This window comes from Yersinia vastinensis (assembly GCF_044905075.1).
Taxonomy (GTDB): Bacteria; Pseudomonadota; Gammaproteobacteria; order Enterobacterales; family Enterobacteriaceae; genus Yersinia; species Yersinia vastinensis.
Window position 1 is genome coordinate 3,561,657 of record NZ_CP173260.1, and the last position, 21,110, is coordinate 3,582,766.

Below are 21,110 nucleotides of genomic sequence, written 5' to 3' on the forward strand. Positions count from 1 at the left end.
TCAAAGAAGAAATTAGCTTAAATATTTACATAAATAAGAAGATGCTTCAGCAACCTGCAGATTAAATTCACTTTCCCCCGGGATATAGAAAGTTTCACCCGGCTTGAAGACCTCCCAACCCGCAGAACCAGGAATCAGTACTTTTAAGCTACCGGTGATGACGGTCATTTCTTCCGCTTTAGCGGTACTGAACGTGTACTCGCCTTTCTCCATCACCCCAACGCTAGCTTGCCCAATGCTGTCACTGTCAAAACCAATAGATTTCACTTTCCCGGTAAAATACTCATTAAATTTCAGCATAGTTTTGCACCCGCGTCTTAATCAAAATTGAGCTTTCATATTAGAGTCTCTGTAAACGCTCTGTCACTGATTATTATGGTGAAATGGGATCATCTAACAAAGTTACGAAGAAAGCGTACACTTTGCGACCAAAAGGCACTTTTTTCTATACCTGAAAAGGGATGATTTGAATAAAACGAACCACCTTCACAGCAAAGGTGAAGGTCCACTGGCGGGAAATGAGAGGAATATTAGAGATTACGTAAAATATACAATGCGAGCGAAGTTTCAAAAACGACAATCAATATTGACCAGAAAGCTGGCATAAAATTAGTGTGTTGTTGGATAAAAGATTTGAAGGTTTTCATCGGCCCGCCTTGAATGGCCTTGCCTTGAGTGGCATTAACTAACGTAAATGATTTACGTCAAAATGATTCCGTAGGTGATAATTATACGCTTCGTACAATTATCAGGCAATCAGATGGGCTAAATATTCATCCTACAAATAGCAGCTATGACTACTTCACTTTTTCATCGGCTAAAATCTGTAAAATTTGTTCAACAACGTCTTCGGGTGGCTGAGTGGCATCCAGCACATGGTGAGCAACGTCTTGGTATAACGCTTCCCGACTGGCCAGCACATCCAACATTTCCTCAACGATCGGTTTACCTGTCAGACTTGGGCGTTGGGCATCTTCTGGATCTTCGGTTAACCGTTCAGCCAGCACATCAGCAGAGGCTCGCAAATAAATGACTATTCCATGATTACGCATAAATGCACGATTTTCATGAGACAACACCGCCCCCCCTCCCGTCGCCACTACCGTTTTAGCTGCGGTTACGGTTTGTAGGGCAATACTTTCTCGCAGACGAAAACCATCCCATCCTTCGCGTGCGACAATCTCGGCAACACTCGACTGCAATGTTTGCTGCATAAACAAGTCTGTATCAATAAACCGATATTTCAACGCCAGTGCCAACGCTTTCCCTATTGTTGTTTTACCCGCACCACGCGCACCTACCATGAAGATAGCCTGTGTCATTACTTGAAAGTCCTTTAGTATCAACTTCTTAGGATAAATTCTCGGCATCAAAAAACCAGTAACTCGTGTTAACCGGTTAAACAGGATTCACACTCAGCTCTACGCTGTAGATGCAAATCATACCTATAATTGAGAGTAGTGCAAACTTTACAGCACCGTAAAATTAACGATACACCAAGAATGAATAATATTACACAACCACCCGACATGCAGCATTAATTCACATCGGGTGATAACCCTAATTAGAAATCAACACTGGCACGCAGAACAAACTGTCGGGGTTCTCCCACAGCAACCCGCAAATTTCCCCCACTAGAAGGATAATATGTTTTATCAAAGAAGTTTTTCACATTAAGCTGCCATTTCACCTGATAATTATTAATGGGTAGCGAATATGAAATAAATGCATCAGCTACTGTGTAATCATCTAAAGTAAAACTGTTTGCCGCATCACCGGCACGACGACCAACATAACGCACACCCGCCCCTATTCGCAGATAGTCACCACCTTGCCAACCAGTAGAACCCAGTGCTTGTGTTAGGAATAAAGAGGCGCTATTACGAGCGACGTTAGCCATCTGATTACCTTTATTATCAGGATCTTCCGTTACTCTAGCATCCGTATAAGCATAGCTGGCTATCGCACTTAGGTTATCGGTTAACTGCCCTGCCACATCTAACTCAACACCCTGAGAGCGCACACGACCCGCAGTACGGGTGATGGTTTCACCATTGACCAATTCATTAACCATGACATTACGCTTTGCAATATCAAACAGCGCCAATGTACCAGTAACGCCATTAACTAATTCGACTTTGCTACCTATTTCCCAAGATTGTCCCTGCTCCGGTGGCAAAGAATCTATCTGTGTCGCAATAGAGGAATTGGGTTTAAAAGACTCACTGTAGCTGCCGTAAAAAGAAAGCTCGGGTGTTAATTTATAGACCACCCCAGTACGTGGTATCAATTTACTGTCTGAAGTGTCGGTATTGGTGATAAAAGGCCGGCCTTTACCCGCAAAAACATCAAAATGATCGTAACGTAAACCTGCCAGTATCAACCATTTATCCGTCAGTTCAATTGAGTCCTGCATAAACCAGCCGTAACTTTTCAGATTCTCACGCTGGTCACTGTCCTTCGCGCTGACAGCCGTTGAGATTGGCATCAAACCATATATTGGATGGTAGATATTGAAATTCGAGTTCTTTTTACCACGAATCATATCACCACGATATGTACGGTTATCCTCATAATCAAAACCAAATAACATCTGATGACCCATTCCACCCAGATCAAGATCACCATTCAGCGTCATCTGTACCGCTTGGGCACGACTCACTGCACTGGCGGTGGAATCAGCCTGCCGACTCAATACACCGGTCACCGGATCAAGTAGCAATGCTCGAGCCTGATTATCGCTATACCGATTACGGTTATAAGCGTATGTCAGTGAGCTTTTCCAACTATCATTGAGCACCTGATCAATTTGCAGAGTGATATTATCCTGATCACCCCGAGTGGCATTGTAGGCCTCATCAAAGCGGCGAACTCGCGGGGTATCAACCGGCTTGCCCGTACGACTATCAATAATGGTGCCGCGATCAAAAGGAGTGAGATAATCCATATGCTCATAAGCAACGCGTACTGTGGTTGTTTCACCAAACCACATGATTGAGGGTGCCACTACAGTTTGACGATTACGACCAAAATTGCGCCAGTAGTCCGTTTCATCGTGATCAACAATCATTCGATAAGCGAAACCCGATTGGCCTAATGGGCCTGTGACGTCCAACTGGCCACCGCCCCCTTTGAAGCTGCTGCCCCAACCTTCAATATGAGTTTGCTGCACGAGTTGTGGTTTCTTGGTAATGATATTGATTACCCCACCAGGCTCTCCCATGCCATATAGCATTGATGCCGGGCCTTTAAGAACCTCAACCCTTTCAGTGGTCGGGGTAAAATTACGAGCCTGTACCGAGCGGACACCGTCACGCAAAATTGAGCCATCACGATTATCACCGAACCCACGTTTCATCACAGCATCTTGAGTGCCACCCAATGTATTCGATTGCGTAATCCCACTGACATTATATAAAGCTTCATCAATATTTCTTACCGCCTGATCGCGTAATACTTGCCGTGGTACCACATTCACTGCCTGTGGCACATTCAACAGATTGGTATTAGTGCGAGTTCCTGTTACCGAAGTTGTCGGTTGGTAGCTTTGTGTGTCAGCTTCGCGCTGCTGGCCAATGACGACGATTTTGGTTCTTTCTTCATTATTCTCATCTGCCGTAAGATTTTCTGCAGCATGGGCTACCGCCCCTATTGCAAGCATAGGAAGGCTGCACCAGTAAACATGCTGGTGCTTAATTATTTTCATTTTTAAACTGACTCCAATAAATCCCTGAAAAAGGTAACGGCAAAAATTGTTGATATAATTGTTGGAAAGTGTGCTGCGGATTAATATCGGCGAAGAGGTCTGGATAAAACGCCTTAGCGAACATTTCTACGGCTACGACGTGATAAGGACTAAGATAAAAATTGTGCCAAATACTGTAGGCTCGTCCGTGGGTCACGGCATCAAGATGAACAAGAATGGGTTGTCCGGATAACACTTGCTGGAAGCTATGTTGCGCTTGTTCCATATTAACTTGCGGGCCCAGTTGCAAACTGGAGAAGCGCTTGCCTACCGGCCCAGCCATGCCAGTAGCGATATAAATATCTGGATTCGCTTGCAGCACATTCTCTGGATTTAGCTCACCGTAAACGGTATTAATGCGCGAAGCAGCAATATTGTCTCCCCCAGCAAACGCAATAAGATCGCCGAGATTACCTTTCGAGGCCGTGGTGCAGCAGCTCTCCCGCCGCCCAAGGTGCAAATGCAACATAACGGTCGGTTTTCGCCCCTGATATTTTGCCAAACGTTGTTGGATCAGCTGCATATGTTGCTGGTAAAAATTGATAAATTTCTCAGCACGAACCTGACGATTAAGCACTTCGCCTAGCAATTTGATACTGGGTACTGTGTGGCTGAGCAGATCAACCCGCAAATCGACATAAATAACCGGAATACCGGCTTTTGTTAAATCTGCCAGTGTTCCATCATCATCTTCTGCACGAGCAAACCGTGGCAAAATAATAAGATCAGGTTGTAATTGGATGAGCCGCTCGGCGTTTATCTGCCGAATATTCCCACTACCAATGATTGGAATATGAGCGATTGCAGGGAATTTTTGTATATAAAGTTGCCAACTTTGCGCATCAAAACGTTCAAGGTCAGCGGGCCAACCAATCACACGCTGTGCTGGGTTTCCTGGTTCTAGTAATGCCAACGTATATAACATCCGGCTTTCCCCCAGAATGATACGTTGCGGATTATCTGGCACCGCCACCTGACGCCCTAAAATATCTGTGACATTCTTAGCTAACCCGTTTAAAGAAACAGCTAACAGACAAAAAGCCAAGAGAGCTTGAAAATAGCGCATGTACTTCACATAATCAGAAAAAAATAGTCGCGCATGATAATCATTATCATTGAGGTTTTCAATAAAATTGGCTAGGCATTTGAAAAAGAGCGAGAGGTTTCAGGCAGGAATGTATAAGCCTTCTTTGGCGGTATCAAATTGCGCTTTTCGCCTGATAATCCTCTGACAAGCCAGAGGATTAAGATGCGGTTAACTGAGAATATGAGCCTCTAACGAGGCTGGCAAATATAGACTAACGCGGGGGGAAAATTACGTACGACACGGATTTTTTTCCACGTAAAGTAGCGAGATAATAAAGGTTCAGAAAGATGACTGTATTGAAATAAAACCAAAACACCATTATTTACACGTAAGCGCTGCTGGGCCTGTTGCAATATCTTAATACTTATCTTGGTCGGGATGGATAACAGTGGCAGACAACAAAAAACGACATCGTAATTTTCATCCAACTGTTCAGCTGATCGAAAAACCACCTGCAAACGTGAATCCTCAAGCTGGTGCAATGCATGCACAAAATGTGGCTGAATCTCATAAGCTTGCAAGCGGGAATTTACTGACATGTGCGACAAAATACGCTTTGTCAGCACACCGTCAGCCGCGCCTAATTCAGCTATATTAAGATCTTGTTTCCAATCCACCTGATTCAACATCGCCTGACACAACCAAGGCGACGAAGGAGCTAATGTACCAACAGTACGGGGTGAGGCAATAAAACGCTGTAAATAAGAAAACTGACTTTTAAAATTACGCCTAACAGTGTTTAACATAGCCGCTCCTCGAAAACCCGGATGGACTACAATAACACCTTATATTCCTGAAGTTATCATTAAGATTGCTCTAAGAGTTAATTATTTTCGGTAGCAAAATTGAAAAAAACAACCATATGAATACCCGCAATATTAAAATAATAAAACGCAATATAACAATCACCTACTATTGTAATATTGCGTTTGTAATCAAGCCCCATACTGTATCTAACTATTTCATTCATTGTCATTTATTGTGACGAATTAATGATAGATCTCTGCACTAGCACTGTAATTACTCGAATCGCCAGGGTTACTTATACCAATGACTCGGTAATGATTCGCGCCATCAGCTGCAGCTTTAGCACTTAGCGCTGATTCGACATCCATTGGAGAACCACTCACATTGGAAAGAGTAATCACCCCCATACTTTGTAACTTAGTCGCTTGTTCCGGACTAACTTCTTGTGCTGCCATTGTGGCAAACGAAGCGGTAGCAATAAGTGCAGCAGCGATGACAGGTAATAGTTTCATAATATGCTCCAACTGACAGGTTATAGATAATGTCTTTGTGAAGTTAATTATGAGCGGGGCAGTGCAAGGGGACGTAATGCTATGTAAAGAAAATCAATCATTGTGACGATAATAAGGAGGAAATAAATTAATATATGTCACAAGAAAAAACGCATAGAAAATACTAAATGAAGGACGGCGATATATTAACACCGTCGCCCACATAAACAAATACTCAGTTACGCTTTGCAACAATCATCATAATATCGCTGGTAAATGAACCATCAGCTTGAATCGCAAAATGATTAATCACACTGTCAGATGCGCGTTTTTGTAGTTCCCGAATAGCCATCGCGAAATAGGTTGGTGTGCGCATTCTGGCAATCCAGCTACTGAACTCCAAATATAATTTATCGGAGGTCACTTCATTAATGATCAATCCAGCTTCGGTAAACAGTGCTAACCATTCGCCAGGAGAGTAGTTACGAACATGTGAGGTATCACGTAAAACCTCCACGGTCTGTAAATAAATATCTAACACCGGATGGCCGGGAGAAATAACATCCATAAAAATAACTTTGCCACCAGGACGCAATACCCGCTTAACCTCACGCAAAGCTTGTCCAACATCATGCCAGTGATGGGCTGAATATCGGCTAATAACAATATCAAAACTCTGGTCATCAAAGGGCAATGATTCTGCCAGCCCTTGTTTTACCTCTATATTAGTCAGCCCTTTATCCGATGCAGCCTGACTCACCACATTCAACATTTGTGCTGAAAGATCATAGGAAACCACTGACTTGACTACCGTCGCCGCTGTAAAACTGGCATGTCCAGCACCACATCCAAGATCAAGTAAACGGGCATCTCCATGAGGTTGCAGTAGTGTCGTCAGGCGCTGTAAATCTTTACCTTGGGCATGAACCGCACTAGTCAAATAAGCATTGGCTTGATCACCAAACTGCCTTTCAACTGCATCTTGATGGCTATTTTGTATTGTCATTACGTCCCCGTTTATCGTTAACCTTCTGATTGACTTTATATTCTTATTTCCTACAAAGCGTTACTATGTTTACCTCAGACTCAATTCACTCTATAGCAATTAACGCTATGGATAGACTGTATTATCACAATAGCGTAATTTCATTAAGGAAAACATCATGGTAACACTCCGAGCAATGCGGACTGAGGAGCTTAACGGTTATCGGAATTTATTTATCACTGAATATGCACAAGATTTATCATCAAATAATGGCTATAGCGCAGAGCAGGCCCTAAGCCATGCGGCAAACAGCTTTGATAACTATCTACCTGAGGGGGTTAATAGTCCTCATGACCATCTCTATTGTATCGAAAACACAGAAAATACCGGCCATGAAGAACAGCTTGTAGGCTATTTATGGTTTGGCTTGGGTAAAAATGATAGTGCAGCCTTTATTAAGGATTTCTATGTACTACCGGAGTATCAGCGAAAAGGTTATGGCTCATCATCATTGCAAGAATTGGAAAAGTTGTTAGTTGCACAGGGGATATTCGAGATAAAGCTAAGGGTTGCGGCCGATAATCCACGAGCCAAAAGATTGTATGAGCAAATGGCATTTGTGGTAACTGGATTTAATATGTCTAAATCACTTAAATCAACGAACAACACATAATAGAGATGAGGGCAATATCAACTACGCGCTTGCAGACAGCAAACGGAACTAGAGAATGGACTGGAAATTGGACGAACAGTTCACCAAGTGCTTTACGTACTGTTCTTCTAAATATATCAGTCTCATCGGCGTATGGGTTTCGGATTAAACCATTTTATCATCGCCCATCTGTTGCAACTGATTTTTGTAGGATTTCACTTTCTGGCGTTTCTTCATCCAGATTGAGAATGACACTACAAAAATCCCACCGGCTAATGTTAGTACGCCCAATTCATGCTGATAAAACAGCATAATAACAAAATAGACTGCAGAAATAATCGCTACCCATTTAGCCGAATGACCAATAGAGCTTTTCTCATCAGTCAAACGGCGGATACTCTCTTCCTCGCTGATCCCCATGCTTAGTCCTCCTTAGTGACAAGCTTATAATATTGGGCCAGTCGCATGATAATTCAATACATTTTTTAGCTTTTATTTTATTTAGTCGAGATTGCGCTGATTGACTATTCCTTTTTATATGACGCCACAGCAATTATTGTGCAGCAACGCCATAACCTTAGGAATATCTGTTCAAAAACTAGAGACCGTCCTGAAATTTTCTTGCCTTGGCCGTTTGCTGTTTTTCCAGTTCAAAAATGGCACGCTGCAACCCTTTCTCTTGGATTGGACTTAACCGAGGGAATTTAAAGCTCAAGCGCTGCACAGTGAGCGTTTCGCCTTTGTTATTCACTACTTGTTTATCGATGGCTCGGATAAATTGTAAATCCAGTTTAAAAATACCAAAGCCACATAAATCGACTGAGACATCACGCAGGATGCCACAGTCCTGAACAGGAAATTCGCTACCTTTCACCGCATATAGCCCCATGCCGCCCAAAGAAACATCGGCTAGGGTATAGGAGAATTTACTGCCATCAGCGAACTTACCAGAGCAATAATAGGCAGGCCATTGAGGGATATTGACCCGGAAATATTCCCGACGTTGAATGAAGTAAAGGCTCTCTGGTATCACAGTGCTAAAAGCGGGTAATGATAAATACTTTATCTCTTTCAGAGGATTACAAATGAATTCAATTTTTGCGCCCGTCGGTTCAGCAATGATTGTCAGTTGATTAGCGGCAAGAGCCGCAATATTCTCATGGGCTACGCTACCAAAATCAAAAATAAATTGATTAGTTTCAGGAACCACATCCAAAATGCGGCTAATGAATTGCCCTCGAGCATGAATCACCATCACTGCGGTATCGTTCTTCTTTAAATCACGAAGAATTGCACAGATCGCTAATTTATTCGTTTTTACAAAATTCTCTTTAGACGCTTCGCTCACCTGCCATTCCCCATCTTTAATTTATTGCTCTGGTCGCCCAGATTAGTATCAAATAGCATATAAATATCAAAAATTGTTATCGGCAAATGGCGGGGATACTTTACTGATTCTTCTATAAAAACAAAAAATAAAATCTATAGCTAACACATCTATAACTTGAAGATAGCCGTTCCCCTGGTGTTGGGCACTCACTGTCAAGATGTGCAGCTATAACAAACTCAAACGGGCTATATAGGATTTAGCCAGTGCTAGTTTAACGTCCAGTAGGCTTTATTCGCTTCAATCAAGTCATCTAGAATCAACTTTGCGATCTTTGCGCTGGGAATGGTTTTAGATAATGTCAGCGCTTGCCAGAGTTTTTGATAGGACTTTTCAACCCAAGCATCAACAACTAACTTTTCTACTGCATGCTGCTGATACAATAAGCCACGCTGGAAGGTAGGAATATCACCAATCGCTAAAGGTTCAACACCTTCAGTTCCAACCAGACAAGGGACTTCAACCATGGCATCGTCATCAAAGTTACTGATAGCACCTTTATTCGGCACAATCAGCAACATGCGGCGTTTGGTATTGAATGTAATGGCCTGTGCTAAATCAACAATATAAGAGGCATGTTCATCAATTTTAAGTTGAGTATTTACCGCACTGTCCTCTGCAATAATTTTCCGGCACTCATCAAACACAAATGCTTCTCGCCCTTCCATGACTTCATTCGCTCGAGTGTGCTCTGGTGAGGAGTGTGCCACCATATCATCGCCATACAGATAATATTGCAAATAGGTATTAGGGAAACTACTAGGATCTAATGCAAAACTATCACGGGCTTTCGCGAAAGTTTCATTCCAACTTATTTCTTCTTTACCTTCACCTTGTTCATCAGCATAGCCATATTGGTGAACATGTTCCGCCAACCTCGGCATTAAATCTTCGCCTGTCACTCTATCTCGCACAGAACTCCACCATCCAAAATGGTTGAGGCCGTAATAACGGGTTTCTAAATCTGCTGCTGAAGGATAGTGCAGTATTTTTGCCATTGCCTCTTCAATACTGATGGGCATATCACAAATATGGTAAATACGTGCCGCGGGCCGCAGTCGGCGAGTAGCCTCAGCAACGATAGCCGCTGGATTAGAGTAATTTAACATCCAAGCATTCGGGGAATATTCCGTCATATAGTCGAGAATTTCTAACACACCGCCAATGGAACGCATTCCATAAGCAATCCCCCCTGCCCCGCATGTCTCCTGCCCAACACAGCCATACTTCATTGGGATTTTTTCATCTTTTTCGCGCATCGAAAGTTTGCCCTGCCGAATATGAGCCATCACGAAGTCAACACCGCTAAAAGCTGTTTTAGGATCTGTAGTATAAGAAAATGTTATTCCACTGGATTGTTCACGCAAAATGATTTCGCAGGCTTTTGCCACAACTTCCTGACGTGGGCCATCATTGTCATATAACTTTATTTCTGCAATAGGGAACCGGTGTAAATTATCCAACAACATAAGAATAATGCCGTGTGTATAAGTTGAACCACCACCAGCAATCAAAATGGATGATTTTTTCATCTAAAAAAACTCCTTAATTCATCAACTCTGCAAATTGTTCATAAATATGCGTCACATTGTTACCAACAATCACCTGTACATCATTGCCATTTTTATAAACTTCAATGGCGGAATAGGCTTTAAATGCTGTACTAGGTTGAACTCGACTAATATCTTTCACCACTAATCTCAAGCGGGTAAAACAGTGGGTATAACTAGCAATATTATCTTTTCCACCTGCGGCCTCTAAATATGCACTGGCTCTTTGTTGGAATTCATTCCCTTGGTCTTCGCCTTTTTGTTTGTAATCTTGTTTTGAATAAAGTTTGATATCACTATCTTCACGACCCAAAGTTTTAAAATTAAATTTGAGAATCAAAATACGGAATATCAGGAAGTAAATACCACTGAATATCAGCCCGACAATAATTTGGGTCACCATGACATTGGCATGATGACTAAACATCGGTATCCAGTTTTGTGTTGCCCACTCAAGGATCCCTGAACCAAAGTTCCCCACCACACCCAAGCTATACATTACAACTGTCATGGTGGCAGAGAGCATGGCATGGACAACAAACAGTGCAGGAGCAATAAAGAGGAAGGTAAAATCCAATGGTTCGGTAATACCGATAAATATGCTTGTAATGGTGGCTGGGATCAGTAACCCTGCAACTTTAGCTTTATTTTCTGGTTTTGCCGTGCTGTATATTGCTAACGCCATACCTAAACCACCAAATACCGCACCGTTTCCCTGCATAGCAAATCCCCCCGCAGGGAAAAGTTGCCTTAAAGGCTCGGTGGATTGACTGAACTCTTGTAAATGGGTCAACCAATACAGAGTGGTGCCGCCAGGTACAGCGACATCGGTATATTGAAAAGGGCTATAAACAAAATGGTGTAAGCCCGTTGGTAATAAAATCTTTTCTAAAAAGATATAACACCAGATACCAAAGTTGCCGGCATGTAGGATAAAACCTTGCAATGAAATCATGCCCAATTGCACTTTTGGCCACAGCATCAATGTTAAAAAGGCCAGCGGTAACATCACAATAAAACCGAGGATATTAACAAAGGCTGCTCCCTGAAAAATACTGATGTAATCAGGTAACTTTGTTGAGTAATAACGATTATGTATCCATGTAACCAAGCTGCCACATAATATTGCACCAATGACACTGGTATCTAATGTCTTAATACCACCAATGGTTGCCAAACCACTCGTACCACCCGTTTCTTGTGCGAAATTAACGCCCCAATGTGCGCCCCAGACTTCACACATTGCGCCGAGAAAAGCGTTGAATGTCAGGTAGGTAATTAAAGAGACCAAGCAGGCAGAAGCTGGAGCTTTATTCGCTAACTTTATGGGCAAACCAACGGCAAATAATAATCCCATATTGTTAAATACAGTCCAGCCACCGGACTCAATGATTTTCATTAATTGGAAAAATAAACTGTCTGGGCTAGCAAAGGTAGGACTTTGCAGTACCAAAGATATGCCAACGACCATCCCTGCAAAAGGGAAGAGTAGCACCGCGCCGAGCATTGCCCCGCCAAACCGATTAAACGAACTTAACATGATCGCTTCCCGTGTGAGTGTAAACCATCATCACTCTATGGAATCGTCAGGCGATGACTTGGCGATTAATAAAAATTTGTGATCAGAACTGCATTAAATCTCCAAACAGATTTGTATATTATTAAGATAAAAATTAGACGTTTAAGCCAATTTTTATACTCTATATATTTTAATATATTATTATCAATGAATTAAAAAACGTCTCGTGATAAACATCACCCTTAAAATAGGTATAAAGATGGTATACAAAAACCTGGTCACTAATATCCGAAAATTAATAAACCATCAGGATATTTCTGTCGGTGACTGTTTACCGTCTGAGATTCAGTTAGCGGAGCGTTTCGGTGCATCACGAATGACGGTCAGAAAAGCACTGGATGTCTTAATTCAGGATGGTTTACTGGAACGCCAGCAAGGTCGGGGAACGTTTATTATTGGGAAAGACCTAAAACACGACAATAATCATCTGAACAGTTTTACCGAGCATATGAAAATGCTAGGAAAAACGCCCCATACTGAAGTGTCTGAATTCAAAATCATCAGAGCACCACAAGCCATAGCTAGCCAGTTGAATGTTCAACAAGATGATAAAACATATTACATCAAGAGACTGCGTTATGCCGATAAACAGATTATTCAAATAGAAGAGAGTTATTTACCCGTCGCCCTAATGCCGGATTTAACTTATCACCATCTTGAGTCATCAAAATATGATTTTATCGAGAAACATGCTCATTACCAGATTGAAGGATGCCGACAAACATTTTTGCCCATTGTAGCCAGTCAGGAATTTGCCCTACAACTTCATTGCGATCCACGCACGCTATTACTGCAATTATTGGCAGTGTCGAATACAACGGATGGTGTGATTGTGGATTTTTCAGTGATTACCTTTAATCCGGTCGATTATAAAATTAGTTACTATCTTAAGCGCCATCCCCTCGATTAAATTATTAGCACGTAAATTACCGCCACACTTAAACAGTATCTATTTCATTACATTCTCTCAAACAGAAATGGCCGAGCAAAAAAGAAAGCGACATTGGCAATGCCAAATGTCGCTTTACAATATCTATTTCTGTACCCAATAAATTCCAATATAACGGGAATTTAGCTGCGGACTAAATCATCACCATAACCAATCCACTTATAGGTTGTCAGTGCATCCAATCCCATTGGGCCACGGGCATGGAGTTTTTGTGTACTGACAGCCACTTCCGCACCTAAACCGAACTGACCACCATCGGTAAAACGGGTGCTGGCATTGACATAAACTGCTGATGAATCAACTGCGCGGACAAAATGTTCAGCGCTACTGAGTGAGCGAGTCAGGATAGCATCTGAATGGCTGGTGCCATGTTCGCGGATATGATCAATCGCGACATCAATATTGGCAACAATATCGACATTAAGATCCAGTGATAACCATTCATCATCGTAATCAACAGCTTCCACTGCCACAACCTTAGCTTTACCTTCTGTCAGATACGGCATAGCTTTCGGGCTAGCATGAAGTGTCACACCAAAAGCATGCATTCTGTCACTCAGCACTGGCAAGAAACGCTCGGCGATTGCCTGATGAACCAGTAATGTTTCCAATGAGTTACATGCACTTGGCCGCTGAATTTTAGCATTTTCAATAACCAGTAATGCTTTCTCAAAATCAGCACTTTCGTCAACAAAGGTGTGGCAAACACCAATACCACCAGTAATGACTGGGATCGTTGATTGCTCGCGGCACAGTTTATGTAAACCTGCTCCCCCTCGTGGAATCAACATATCAACATAGCGATCCATCCGCAGTAATTGATTAACTAGCTCACGGTCAGGGCTTTCAATCGCCTGCACCGCTGCTGCCGGTAAACCGCACTGCTCTAGTGCCTGCTGGATCACTTTCACCGTAGCCTGATTAGTGTGATGAGTCTCTTTACCACCACGCAAAATTACCGCATTACCGGTTTTCAGACATAAGCTGGCTACATCAATCGTCACATTAGGGCGAGCTTCGTAAATCACGCCAATCACCCCCAAGGGGACACGGCGGCGTTCTAATTTTAAGCCGCTGTCGAGCAGGCTCCCATCAATCACTCGACCTACCGGGTCATTCAGACGGCATACCTGGCGCACATCATTAGCAATCGCGGTTAAACGTGTCGGGGTCAGCAATAGCCTATCCAGTAACGCTTCACTCATGCCGCTGTCGCGTGCAGCGCTCATATCTTGTTCGTTCGCTTGCAAAATAGTCTGACTTTCAGACTCTAGCAGGTTAGCAATCACGGCCAATGCCTGATTTTTCTTTGCTGTACTCAACATCGCCAATTGCCAGGAAGCCTGTTTCGCGGCTTTCCCCATCTGTTCCAGCATGTTCATGCTTGCTCCTTAGCTGACAATCATATCGTCACGGTGGACTGCCACCGGGCCATATTCATATCCGAGGATTTCACTGATTTGTTGCGAATGGTGCCCCGCCAACAGGCGCAGAGCATCGCTATTATAACGTGACACACCGTGAGCTAGGTCGCGCCCACTGAGGTTACGAATACGGATCACTTCGCCGCGTGAGAAATTCCCTTTAACATCACGGATGCCTTTCGGCAGCAGCGAGCTACCCCGCTCCATGATGGCGGCAACCGCACCATCATCAACAGTAATTTCACCCGCAGGAGGAGCACCAAAAATCCAGCGCTTACGGTTTTCCAATGGTGTTTCCAGCGCATGAAAGCGAGTACCTACCGGCGTTCCCTCAATCACATCAGCAATGACACCCACTTGGCTACCCGCAGCAATCACCACATCAATACCTGCACGGCACGCAACATCCGCAGCCTGCAACTTTGTCGCCATGCCACCAGTGCCAAGGCCAGAGACACTGTCACCGGCAATCTCACGTAAGGCATCATCAATACCATGCACTTCGCGAATCAATTCTGCTTCTGGATTATTGCGCGGATCGGCGGTGTATAAACCTGCCTGATCTGTCAGCAATAACAGTTTATCGGCACCCGCAAGGATAGCGGCCAATGCCGAGAGATTATCGTTATCGCCGACTTTTATTTCGGCAGTCGCCACTGCATCATTCTCATTGATAACAGGAACAATACGGTTATCCAGCAAAGCATTCATGGTATCGCGGGCATTTAAGAAACGCTCACGATCTTCTAAATCAGCACGGGTCAGTAGCATCTGGCCCACATGGATGCCATAAATGGAAAACAGTTGTTCCCAGAGCTGAATAAGCCGGCTTTGCCCGACTGCGGCTAACAATTGCTTCGAGGCAATGGTGGCCGGTAATTCCGGATACCCCAAGTGCTCACGCCCGGCGGCAATCGCCCCGGAGGTGACAATAACAATACGATGACCTTTTGCGTGTTGCTGGGCGCATTGGCGCACCAATTCAACAATATGGGCACGGTTAAGACGACGGGAACCGCCAGTCAGAACACTTGTCCCCAATTTCACAACCAATGTCTGGCTGCCACTCATAATTTTTCTGCCGTTGGGATGAATAAAAGAAATGATATAGGGGTCTTTGTAGCAGGCGCGAGGCATTATGCCAACAGGCATAATGAGAAATCCCCCTTTTTATTGCGCTAAAAGGGGGATTTATTTCTAGGCAGACAGCTTAACGGGTTGATCGCTAAAGTCTTGTGCTGGCTCCAGTCTCATTTCAATTGACGTCAGCATTTCAGTGAGGCGTTTGTGGAAACCACGTAACGTGGTCTCCAGCTTCTCTTGTACTTCAGGATCTTTAATCTTTTCAACTTTCCAGTTGCCATCTTTATTAAACAGACCAAGCTGGTAAACGTAGGTAAAATGGTCCGCCGCAGGTTCCAGTACAATCCACCATCCCCAGAACTCACGCTTCTCTGGTGCTAGCTTCACATTGACGCACACAGCTAAACAATCAAAAAAGAACCGGTCGTTCTGGCACTGCCCTTCACGCAGATAGGGTCCTAAAGCTGCAAAACGTTTCATAAGCTTGCTTTTAGGATGAGCACTGGTTGACGTCATTCTTAAATCTCCTTATGTAGACTCACCTTTTTAGCAAACTGTTAAAAATTAGCAACTCATTAACGCATTTTATCTTCTAACCACTGACTGGTTTGCAATAATGCGCGATGGAAATTGTCATACAACGGAGTTGATGATATGGGCAATAACTTACCGTCTGCGGAAGAAGAAGAAATCAGCTTAGATTCTTCTTTCGGGCTGAAAGGATCATTCTCCCAAAAACCGGCCAGCATCGGGGTTTGGCAACGCCGCCCCAGTAACCCCTGAGTTTTCAGCGAGTAACGGCTCATTTCTGTTTTGAGGATTTCATCCGAAGCATCAGCCATACCCAAGCGGCTAGCCATCACATCCATATACATGTCGGGTACTTTGCGCTGGCAATCGGCATTGCATAACAGATGGTGCACAATCGGCCCGAGACAAGCCACGGCGCGCACACGTTGCGGTTCCAGATACCCTAAACGAACCGCGACATTAGCACCAAAACGGAAGCCAAAAGCACTGACACGCTGATGATCAACCCAAGGTATATTGGGCAAAGCATGCAATACTTGTTGATGTAAGAAGCTGGTGTCCTGAGTGAGTTTCCAGCGAGAGGAAGCCCCAACAGAAGGCATGTCGATGGTCAACATCGCAATCCCTTTCGGTGCCAGATAGTCACGGAACAGGCGGTGATAATCACTTTGTAACGTATCCAGCCCACCACATATCAACACTGTTGGGAAAGGCGCACTGCCCACGGTGGGCATATGCAGGAACCCCGTCAAAGTACCGCCATCTGAAATGGCAAAACTAAGTTCTTTTAGTGTGTAAGGCAAATGTTGAGCAGCTTCTTCATAAGCCCGATTAGACAGCACTTCGACTTGCTCGGCCAACTCATCACCTTTCAGATGTGGGTAACCCGCGATGCTGTATAAATTAGCCGCATTCAACCAATACTGGCCAGCATTCATCGGGTCTGGCTCGTCCATGGCTTTTTGTTGCCATGCCATCCCCTGCTGGGCCCATTCATAAATCCAGTTGCCATTACGGTAACCCACAACGGTATCGAGCAATTCGTTGTCACTATGTTCGGCTTTGGAACATGCGATGCGCGACAACACTTCTTCAATTTCCAGCGGATCGACACCACGCCAAGTCCAAATTAGGCGGTTTATCATCCGATACCAATGGCTGGCGGTGTCGCCATCAAGTGCTGAGTGAACACTCATAGGGTGGTTACAATGTGCATGCCGCACTAAAGTCGAGGTTTCAGGATGTTTGAATTTTGGTTTAAACAGAGTTTCAGAAAGGTTGGCTTGTGCCATGATAACAATAGCCTCCATAAGCCGTGATTCAAGCCCGTTGAGGGCTGGTCAGATGGGGACAAGTGTACTCATACTGCGAGGAAAATGAAACGCCCGGTGTCATTAAGGTACATCGGGCGCTTTAAAGATGGCTAGATTACTTGCTGCTCAGAGGAGCAACGAAGGTTACAGCCATATCCCACGGCTGTTCAATCCATGTGTTCTGAGGGATGTCAACCACATAGTCATCAACTAATGGGCGGCCAGCCGGTTTGGCAAAGATAGTCACAAAATGTGCTTTCGGATACATATCGCGAATCGCTTTCGCGGTGCCACCAGTATCAACCAAATCATCAATCACGATAAAGCCTTCACCGTCGCCTTCTGCGCGTTTTAAGACTTTGAGATCACGTTGGTTATCATGGTCATAGCTAGAGATGCAAACGGTGTCTACATAACGAATACCCAGCTCACGCGCCAGAATACCAGCCGGTACTAACCCACCACGGCTCACCGCGATGATACCTTTCCATTGCTCGGCTGGCAGTAAACGCTGTGCCAGTTTGCGGGCGTGAATTTGCAACATATCCCAGGTAACGACGTATTTTTCGCTCATAAAGTGTAATCCCAGCCAGTATAGGAGTGGCTTGCCATGAATCAGAAGGGGAAAAAAGGTTGCGCGAGATTATAGAGAGCCAGCCGGATAAAAACCAGCAATTATCTGGCTAATTAATCAGGTTAGACGCAGTAAATGTGCTGCGATACGCGCGTAATGCTAATGAAAGTGATATTCTCAAACTATCTCGCCATCTTGATGGCGGTTTGTCATTACCCCTAAAATCTTTAGTCATCAACCCAATAGCCTCTTTGACATCCCCGTTGCGGGTTGTCGATATAAGAGTGCTATTACAGGAGACTTACAGTGTCTGAACTGTCTCAACTTTCGCCTCAGCCGTTGTGGGATATTTTCGCAAAAATCTGCTCTATCCCGCATCCGTCTTATCATGAAGAAGCGCTAGCACAACATATTATGACGTGGGCCAAGGAAAAAGGTCTGCACGCCGAGCGTGATCAGGTCGGTAATATCCTGCTGCGTAAACCTGCTACCAAAGGGATGGAGAATCGTAAGCCCGTGGCACTGCAAGCCCATCTGGATATGGTCCCGCAGAAGAATAATGATACGGTACATGACTTTACCAAAGATCCAATTCAACCTTATATCGACGGTGAATGGGTTAAAGCGCGTGGCACAACATTAGGTGCCGATAACGGCATTGGTATGGCCTCTGCACTGGCTGTGTTGTCTGACGATAGCGTCGAACACGGCCCGCTGGAAGTGCTGCTGACGATGACCGAAGAAGCCGGTATGGACGGTGCATTCGGTCTGCAACCGAACTGGTTAAAAGCCGATATTTTGATCAACACCGACTCCGAGCAAGAAGGTGAAATCTATATGGGTTGTGCCGGTGGCATTGATTTTATCACCACTCTGGCGCTGAAACGGGAAGCGATTCCTACCGGTTATCAGACGTTAAAGCTGACCATTAAGGGCCTGAAAGGCGGTCACTCTGGCGCTGATATCCATCTGGGATTAGGCAATGCCAATAAACTTCTCGCTCGTTTCCTGTTTGAACAGGCCAATGATTTAGACCTGCGAGTGTTGGATCTGAATGGCGGCACATTACGTAATGCTATCCCACGCGAAGGTTCTGTCACTCTGGCAATTGCCGCAGATAAAGTCGATCAGTTGAAAGCGCGGAGCCAGGAGTATCTGGCAATACTGAAAAACGAATTAGCGGCAGTTGAAAAAAATCTGACTGTCTTGCTTGAGCCAGTATCTACTGATGCGAAGGCGCTGACAAAAGAGACTCAACAACGCTTGGTGGCATTATTGAATGCAACACCAAACGGTGTGATCCGCATGAGTGATGCGGTGAAAGGCGTGGTTGAAACCTCACTGAACGTGGGTGTTGTGACCATGAATGAAAACGAAGCAGAAATTATTTGCCTGATTCGTTCTCTGATCGACAGCGGCAAAGATTACGTAGTGAGCATGCTGACAGCAATTGGTCAGTTGGCTGGCGCGAAAACCTCGCCAAAAGGCGGCTATCCAGGCTGGCAGCCAGATCCTAGCTCACCTGTGATGGCATTGGTGCGGGAAACCTACGAAAAACTGTTTAACAAAACGCCAAATATTATGGTCATCCATGCGGGTCTGGAATGCGGTTTATTCAAAAAACCGTATCCAGATATGGACATGGTCTCCATTGGGCCAACCATGACTGGGCCACATTCACCAGATGAACAAGTTCATATCGAGAGTGTGGGTCAATATTGGCAGTTGTTGACTGCGCTGTTGAAAGCGATACCTGAGCGCGCATAATACGGGTCATATTTCGAGCCGCAGGGGCGTTGACTACCAGCAGTCAGCGCCTAGGGGTTCGCACTCCTACCGCTCGAATTATTTACTGTAGAGTGATAGTTAAAATGATGATGGTGGGTCTAACTGACCTGCCATTTTTTATGTCATTTACGGGCTATTCCCAACTCAGCAGCAATTGCCGCTCAAGTTGAGGGTCAAGTAACGTGACATGTAACCCGACCAGACGCACACCTCGCCCAGCTCGCCGTTCATTCCATGCTGCTCGTGCAACATGCAGTAAATCTTCTTTATTCAGTTTCGGCCAAACATGTTCTTGTGTCGTTTGCTGAAAATCATGAAATTTCAATTTTACCCCTTGCCGGGCAATATGCAGATCTGGCCGCACCTTACGTAAGCGAGTTTCCAGCTCCATATATAGCTGATCAATTAATGACTCACAGCTTTGCCAATCATGAATATCCTCGGCCAGAGTTCGCTCTACGCCGACAGATTTTCGCAAACGGTCTGGAGAAACTTGGCGCTCATCAATGCCGTGGCTGCGTTCCCACAATACATGGCCAAACTTACCAAAACGCTTTAACAATTCGGCTTGTGGATAGTTTTGTACATCACTGCACGTTATCAAACCCAGCTCTTGTAACTTGCCAGCCGTCACTTTACCCACTCCCGGAATTTTACTCAGCGGTAAGTTATGTAAAAAGGACGAAACCTTTTCCGGGGTTATCACATACTGACCATTAGGTTTATTTAAATCAGAGGCTATCTTGGCTAAAAACTTAATGGGGGCAACGCCAGCAGAAGCCGTCAGATTAAGCTCATCCGCAATAGATTGGCGAATTTCCTGTGCAATTAAGGTGGCTGAACCACTGCACGCCGAGCAATCAGACACATCAAGATAAGCCTCATCTAAGGACAGCGGTTCAATCAACGGAGTATAGCGAGCAAATATTTCGCGAATATGCAGCGAAGCTTCTTTATAGGCGGCCATTCGGCCAGGGATCACTCTAAGTTGTGGACACAATTTAAGTGCCATGGCGGTTGGCATCGCACTGCGCACACCAAAACGACGTGCCGGGTAATTAGCCGTGCTGATGACACCACGTCGATCCCGGCTACCACCAATGGCAATGGGGATATCACGCAAGCTAGGATCGTCGCGCATTTCGACTGCCGCGAAGAAGCAATCCATATCAATATGAATAATTTTTCGCATATTTACTCCCCCAACCAACCACTGTATAAGTAT

At 44.5% G+C, this 21,110-nt stretch carries 20 protein-coding genes; 3 read left to right on the forward strand and 17 right to left on the reverse strand.

Features of this window, described 5'->3' with window-relative positions:
* Positions 1 to 12 precede the first annotated feature (12 nt).
* From ppnP to ACIOG0_RS16630, 7 genes are all read right to left on the reverse strand, one after another.
* Positions 13 to 300 (reverse strand): pyrimidine/purine nucleoside phosphorylase, encoded by a 288-nt coding sequence (gene ppnP, locus ACIOG0_RS16600; protein ID WP_050101581.1) that lies wholly within the window; start codon positions 298 to 300, stop codon positions 13 to 15.
* 497 nt (positions 301 to 797) lie between these two features.
* Complete coding sequence (aroL, locus tag ACIOG0_RS16605) at positions 798 to 1,322, reverse strand: shikimate kinase AroL (protein ID WP_050101583.1); 525 nt, start codon at positions 1,320 to 1,322, stop codon at positions 798 to 800.
* Positions 1,323 to 1,564: 242 nt separating this feature from the next.
* On the reverse strand, positions 1,565 to 3,706 hold the full coding sequence (locus tag ACIOG0_RS16610; RefSeq protein WP_128451620.1) for a TonB-dependent siderophore receptor: 2,142 nt from the start codon (positions 3,704 to 3,706) through the stop codon (positions 1,565 to 1,567).
* The gene (locus ACIOG0_RS16615; protein WP_128451621.1) at positions 3,693 to 4,811 is read right to left on the reverse strand and encodes an ABC transporter substrate-binding protein; all 1,119 of its coding nucleotides are present in this window, start codon (positions 4,809 to 4,811) and stop codon (positions 3,693 to 3,695) included. Before ACIOG0_RS16615 ends, ACIOG0_RS16610 begins: the two co-directional genes overlap by 14 nt.
* Before the next feature lie 209 nt (positions 4,812 to 5,020).
* Positions 5,021 to 5,578, reverse strand: a complete 558-nt coding sequence (locus tag ACIOG0_RS16620; protein WP_050101588.1) for a class I SAM-dependent methyltransferase — start codon at positions 5,576 to 5,578, stop codon at positions 5,021 to 5,023.
* 243 nt (positions 5,579 to 5,821) lie between these two features.
* Positions 5,822 to 6,091 (reverse strand): YdgH/BhsA/McbA-like domain containing protein, encoded by a 270-nt coding sequence (locus ACIOG0_RS16625; protein ID WP_050101590.1) that lies wholly within the window; start codon positions 6,089 to 6,091, stop codon positions 5,822 to 5,824.
* A gap of 214 nt (positions 6,092 to 6,305) precedes the next feature.
* Positions 6,306 to 7,076, reverse strand: coding sequence for a class I SAM-dependent methyltransferase (locus ACIOG0_RS16630; RefSeq protein WP_128451622.1), 771 nt, complete (start codon positions 7,074 to 7,076; stop codon positions 6,306 to 6,308).
* 157 nt (positions 7,077 to 7,233) lie between these two features.
* On the opposite strand from ACIOG0_RS16630, the gene ACIOG0_RS16635 reads away from it, so the two are divergent.
* A complete protein-coding gene (locus ACIOG0_RS16635; RefSeq protein ID WP_050101593.1) occupies positions 7,234 to 7,728 on the forward strand; it encodes a GNAT family N-acetyltransferase in 495 nt (164 codons plus the stop codon).
* Positions 7,729 to 7,872: 144 nt separating this feature from the next.
* Here the strand turns inward: ACIOG0_RS16635 and ACIOG0_RS16640 are convergent, their stop codons facing one another.
* The 4 genes from ACIOG0_RS16640 to ACIOG0_RS16655 all read right to left on the reverse strand — a co-directional run bounded on the left by ACIOG0_RS16640 (position 7,873) and on the right by ACIOG0_RS16655 (position 12,184).
* Positions 7,873 to 8,127, reverse strand: a complete 255-nt coding sequence (locus ACIOG0_RS16640; protein ID WP_050139937.1) for a hypothetical protein — start codon at positions 8,125 to 8,127, stop codon at positions 7,873 to 7,875.
* A 178-nt stretch (positions 8,128 to 8,305) separates the two neighbouring features.
* Positions 8,306 to 9,055 (reverse strand): flagellar brake protein, encoded by a 750-nt coding sequence (locus tag ACIOG0_RS16645; protein WP_050101598.1) that lies wholly within the window; start codon positions 9,053 to 9,055, stop codon positions 8,306 to 8,308.
* Positions 9,056 to 9,303: 248 nt separating this feature from the next.
* Positions 9,304 to 10,626, reverse strand: coding sequence for a 6-phospho-alpha-glucosidase (locus ACIOG0_RS16650; RefSeq protein ID WP_050296046.1), 1,323 nt, complete (start codon positions 10,624 to 10,626; stop codon positions 9,304 to 9,306).
* A 13-nt stretch (positions 10,627 to 10,639) separates the two neighbouring features.
* Complete coding sequence (locus ACIOG0_RS16655) at positions 10,640 to 12,184, reverse strand: alpha-glucoside-specific PTS transporter subunit IIBC (protein WP_128451623.1); 1,545 nt, start codon at positions 12,182 to 12,184, stop codon at positions 10,640 to 10,642.
* Positions 12,185 to 12,422: 238 nt separating this feature from the next.
* On the opposite strand from ACIOG0_RS16655, the gene ACIOG0_RS16660 reads away from it, so the two are divergent.
* Complete coding sequence (locus tag ACIOG0_RS16660) at positions 12,423 to 13,133, forward strand: GntR family transcriptional regulator (RefSeq protein WP_050101605.1); 711 nt, start codon at positions 12,423 to 12,425, stop codon at positions 13,131 to 13,133.
* Positions 13,134 to 13,294: 161 nt separating this feature from the next.
* On the opposite strand, the gene proA is transcribed toward ACIOG0_RS16660, so the two are convergent.
* The 5 genes from proA to gpt form a co-directional block, all read right to left on the reverse strand.
* Entirely contained in the window at positions 13,295 to 14,548 is a 1,254-nt protein-coding gene (proA, locus tag ACIOG0_RS16665) for a glutamate-5-semialdehyde dehydrogenase (protein WP_050101675.1), read from the reverse strand.
* A 15-nt stretch (positions 14,549 to 14,563) separates the two neighbouring features.
* Positions 14,564 to 15,667: a glutamate 5-kinase gene (proB, locus tag ACIOG0_RS16670; RefSeq protein ID WP_050101676.1), complete on the reverse strand. Its 1,104-nt coding sequence runs from the start codon at positions 15,665 to 15,667 to the stop codon at positions 14,564 to 14,566.
* Between the two features lie 126 nt (positions 15,668 to 15,793).
* The gene (gene crl / locus ACIOG0_RS16675; protein ID WP_050101608.1) at positions 15,794 to 16,195 is read right to left on the reverse strand and encodes a sigma factor-binding protein Crl; all 402 of its coding nucleotides are present in this window, start codon (positions 16,193 to 16,195) and stop codon (positions 15,794 to 15,796) included.
* Between the two features lie 59 nt (positions 16,196 to 16,254).
* Entirely contained in the window at positions 16,255 to 17,502 is a 1,248-nt protein-coding gene (gene frsA, locus ACIOG0_RS16680; protein ID WP_050101677.1) for an esterase FrsA, read from the reverse strand.
* A gap of 136 nt (positions 17,503 to 17,638) precedes the next feature.
* Complete coding sequence (gene gpt / locus ACIOG0_RS16685) at positions 17,639 to 18,097, reverse strand: xanthine phosphoribosyltransferase (protein ID WP_004707460.1); 459 nt, start codon at positions 18,095 to 18,097, stop codon at positions 17,639 to 17,641.
* Positions 18,098 to 18,403: 306 nt separating this feature from the next.
* Between gpt and pepD the strand changes: the two genes are divergently transcribed.
* Positions 18,404 to 19,864, forward strand: a complete 1,461-nt coding sequence (gene pepD / locus ACIOG0_RS16690; RefSeq protein WP_050139939.1) for a beta-Ala-His dipeptidase — start codon at positions 18,404 to 18,406, stop codon at positions 19,862 to 19,864.
* 154 nt (positions 19,865 to 20,018) lie between these two features.
* Here pepD and dinB read toward each other — a convergent pair whose 3' ends face one another.
* The gene (dinB, locus tag ACIOG0_RS16695) at positions 20,019 to 21,077 is read right to left on the reverse strand and encodes a DNA polymerase IV (protein WP_050101613.1); all 1,059 of its coding nucleotides are present in this window, start codon (positions 21,075 to 21,077) and stop codon (positions 20,019 to 20,021) included.
* Positions 21,078 to 21,110 lie beyond the last annotated feature (33 nt).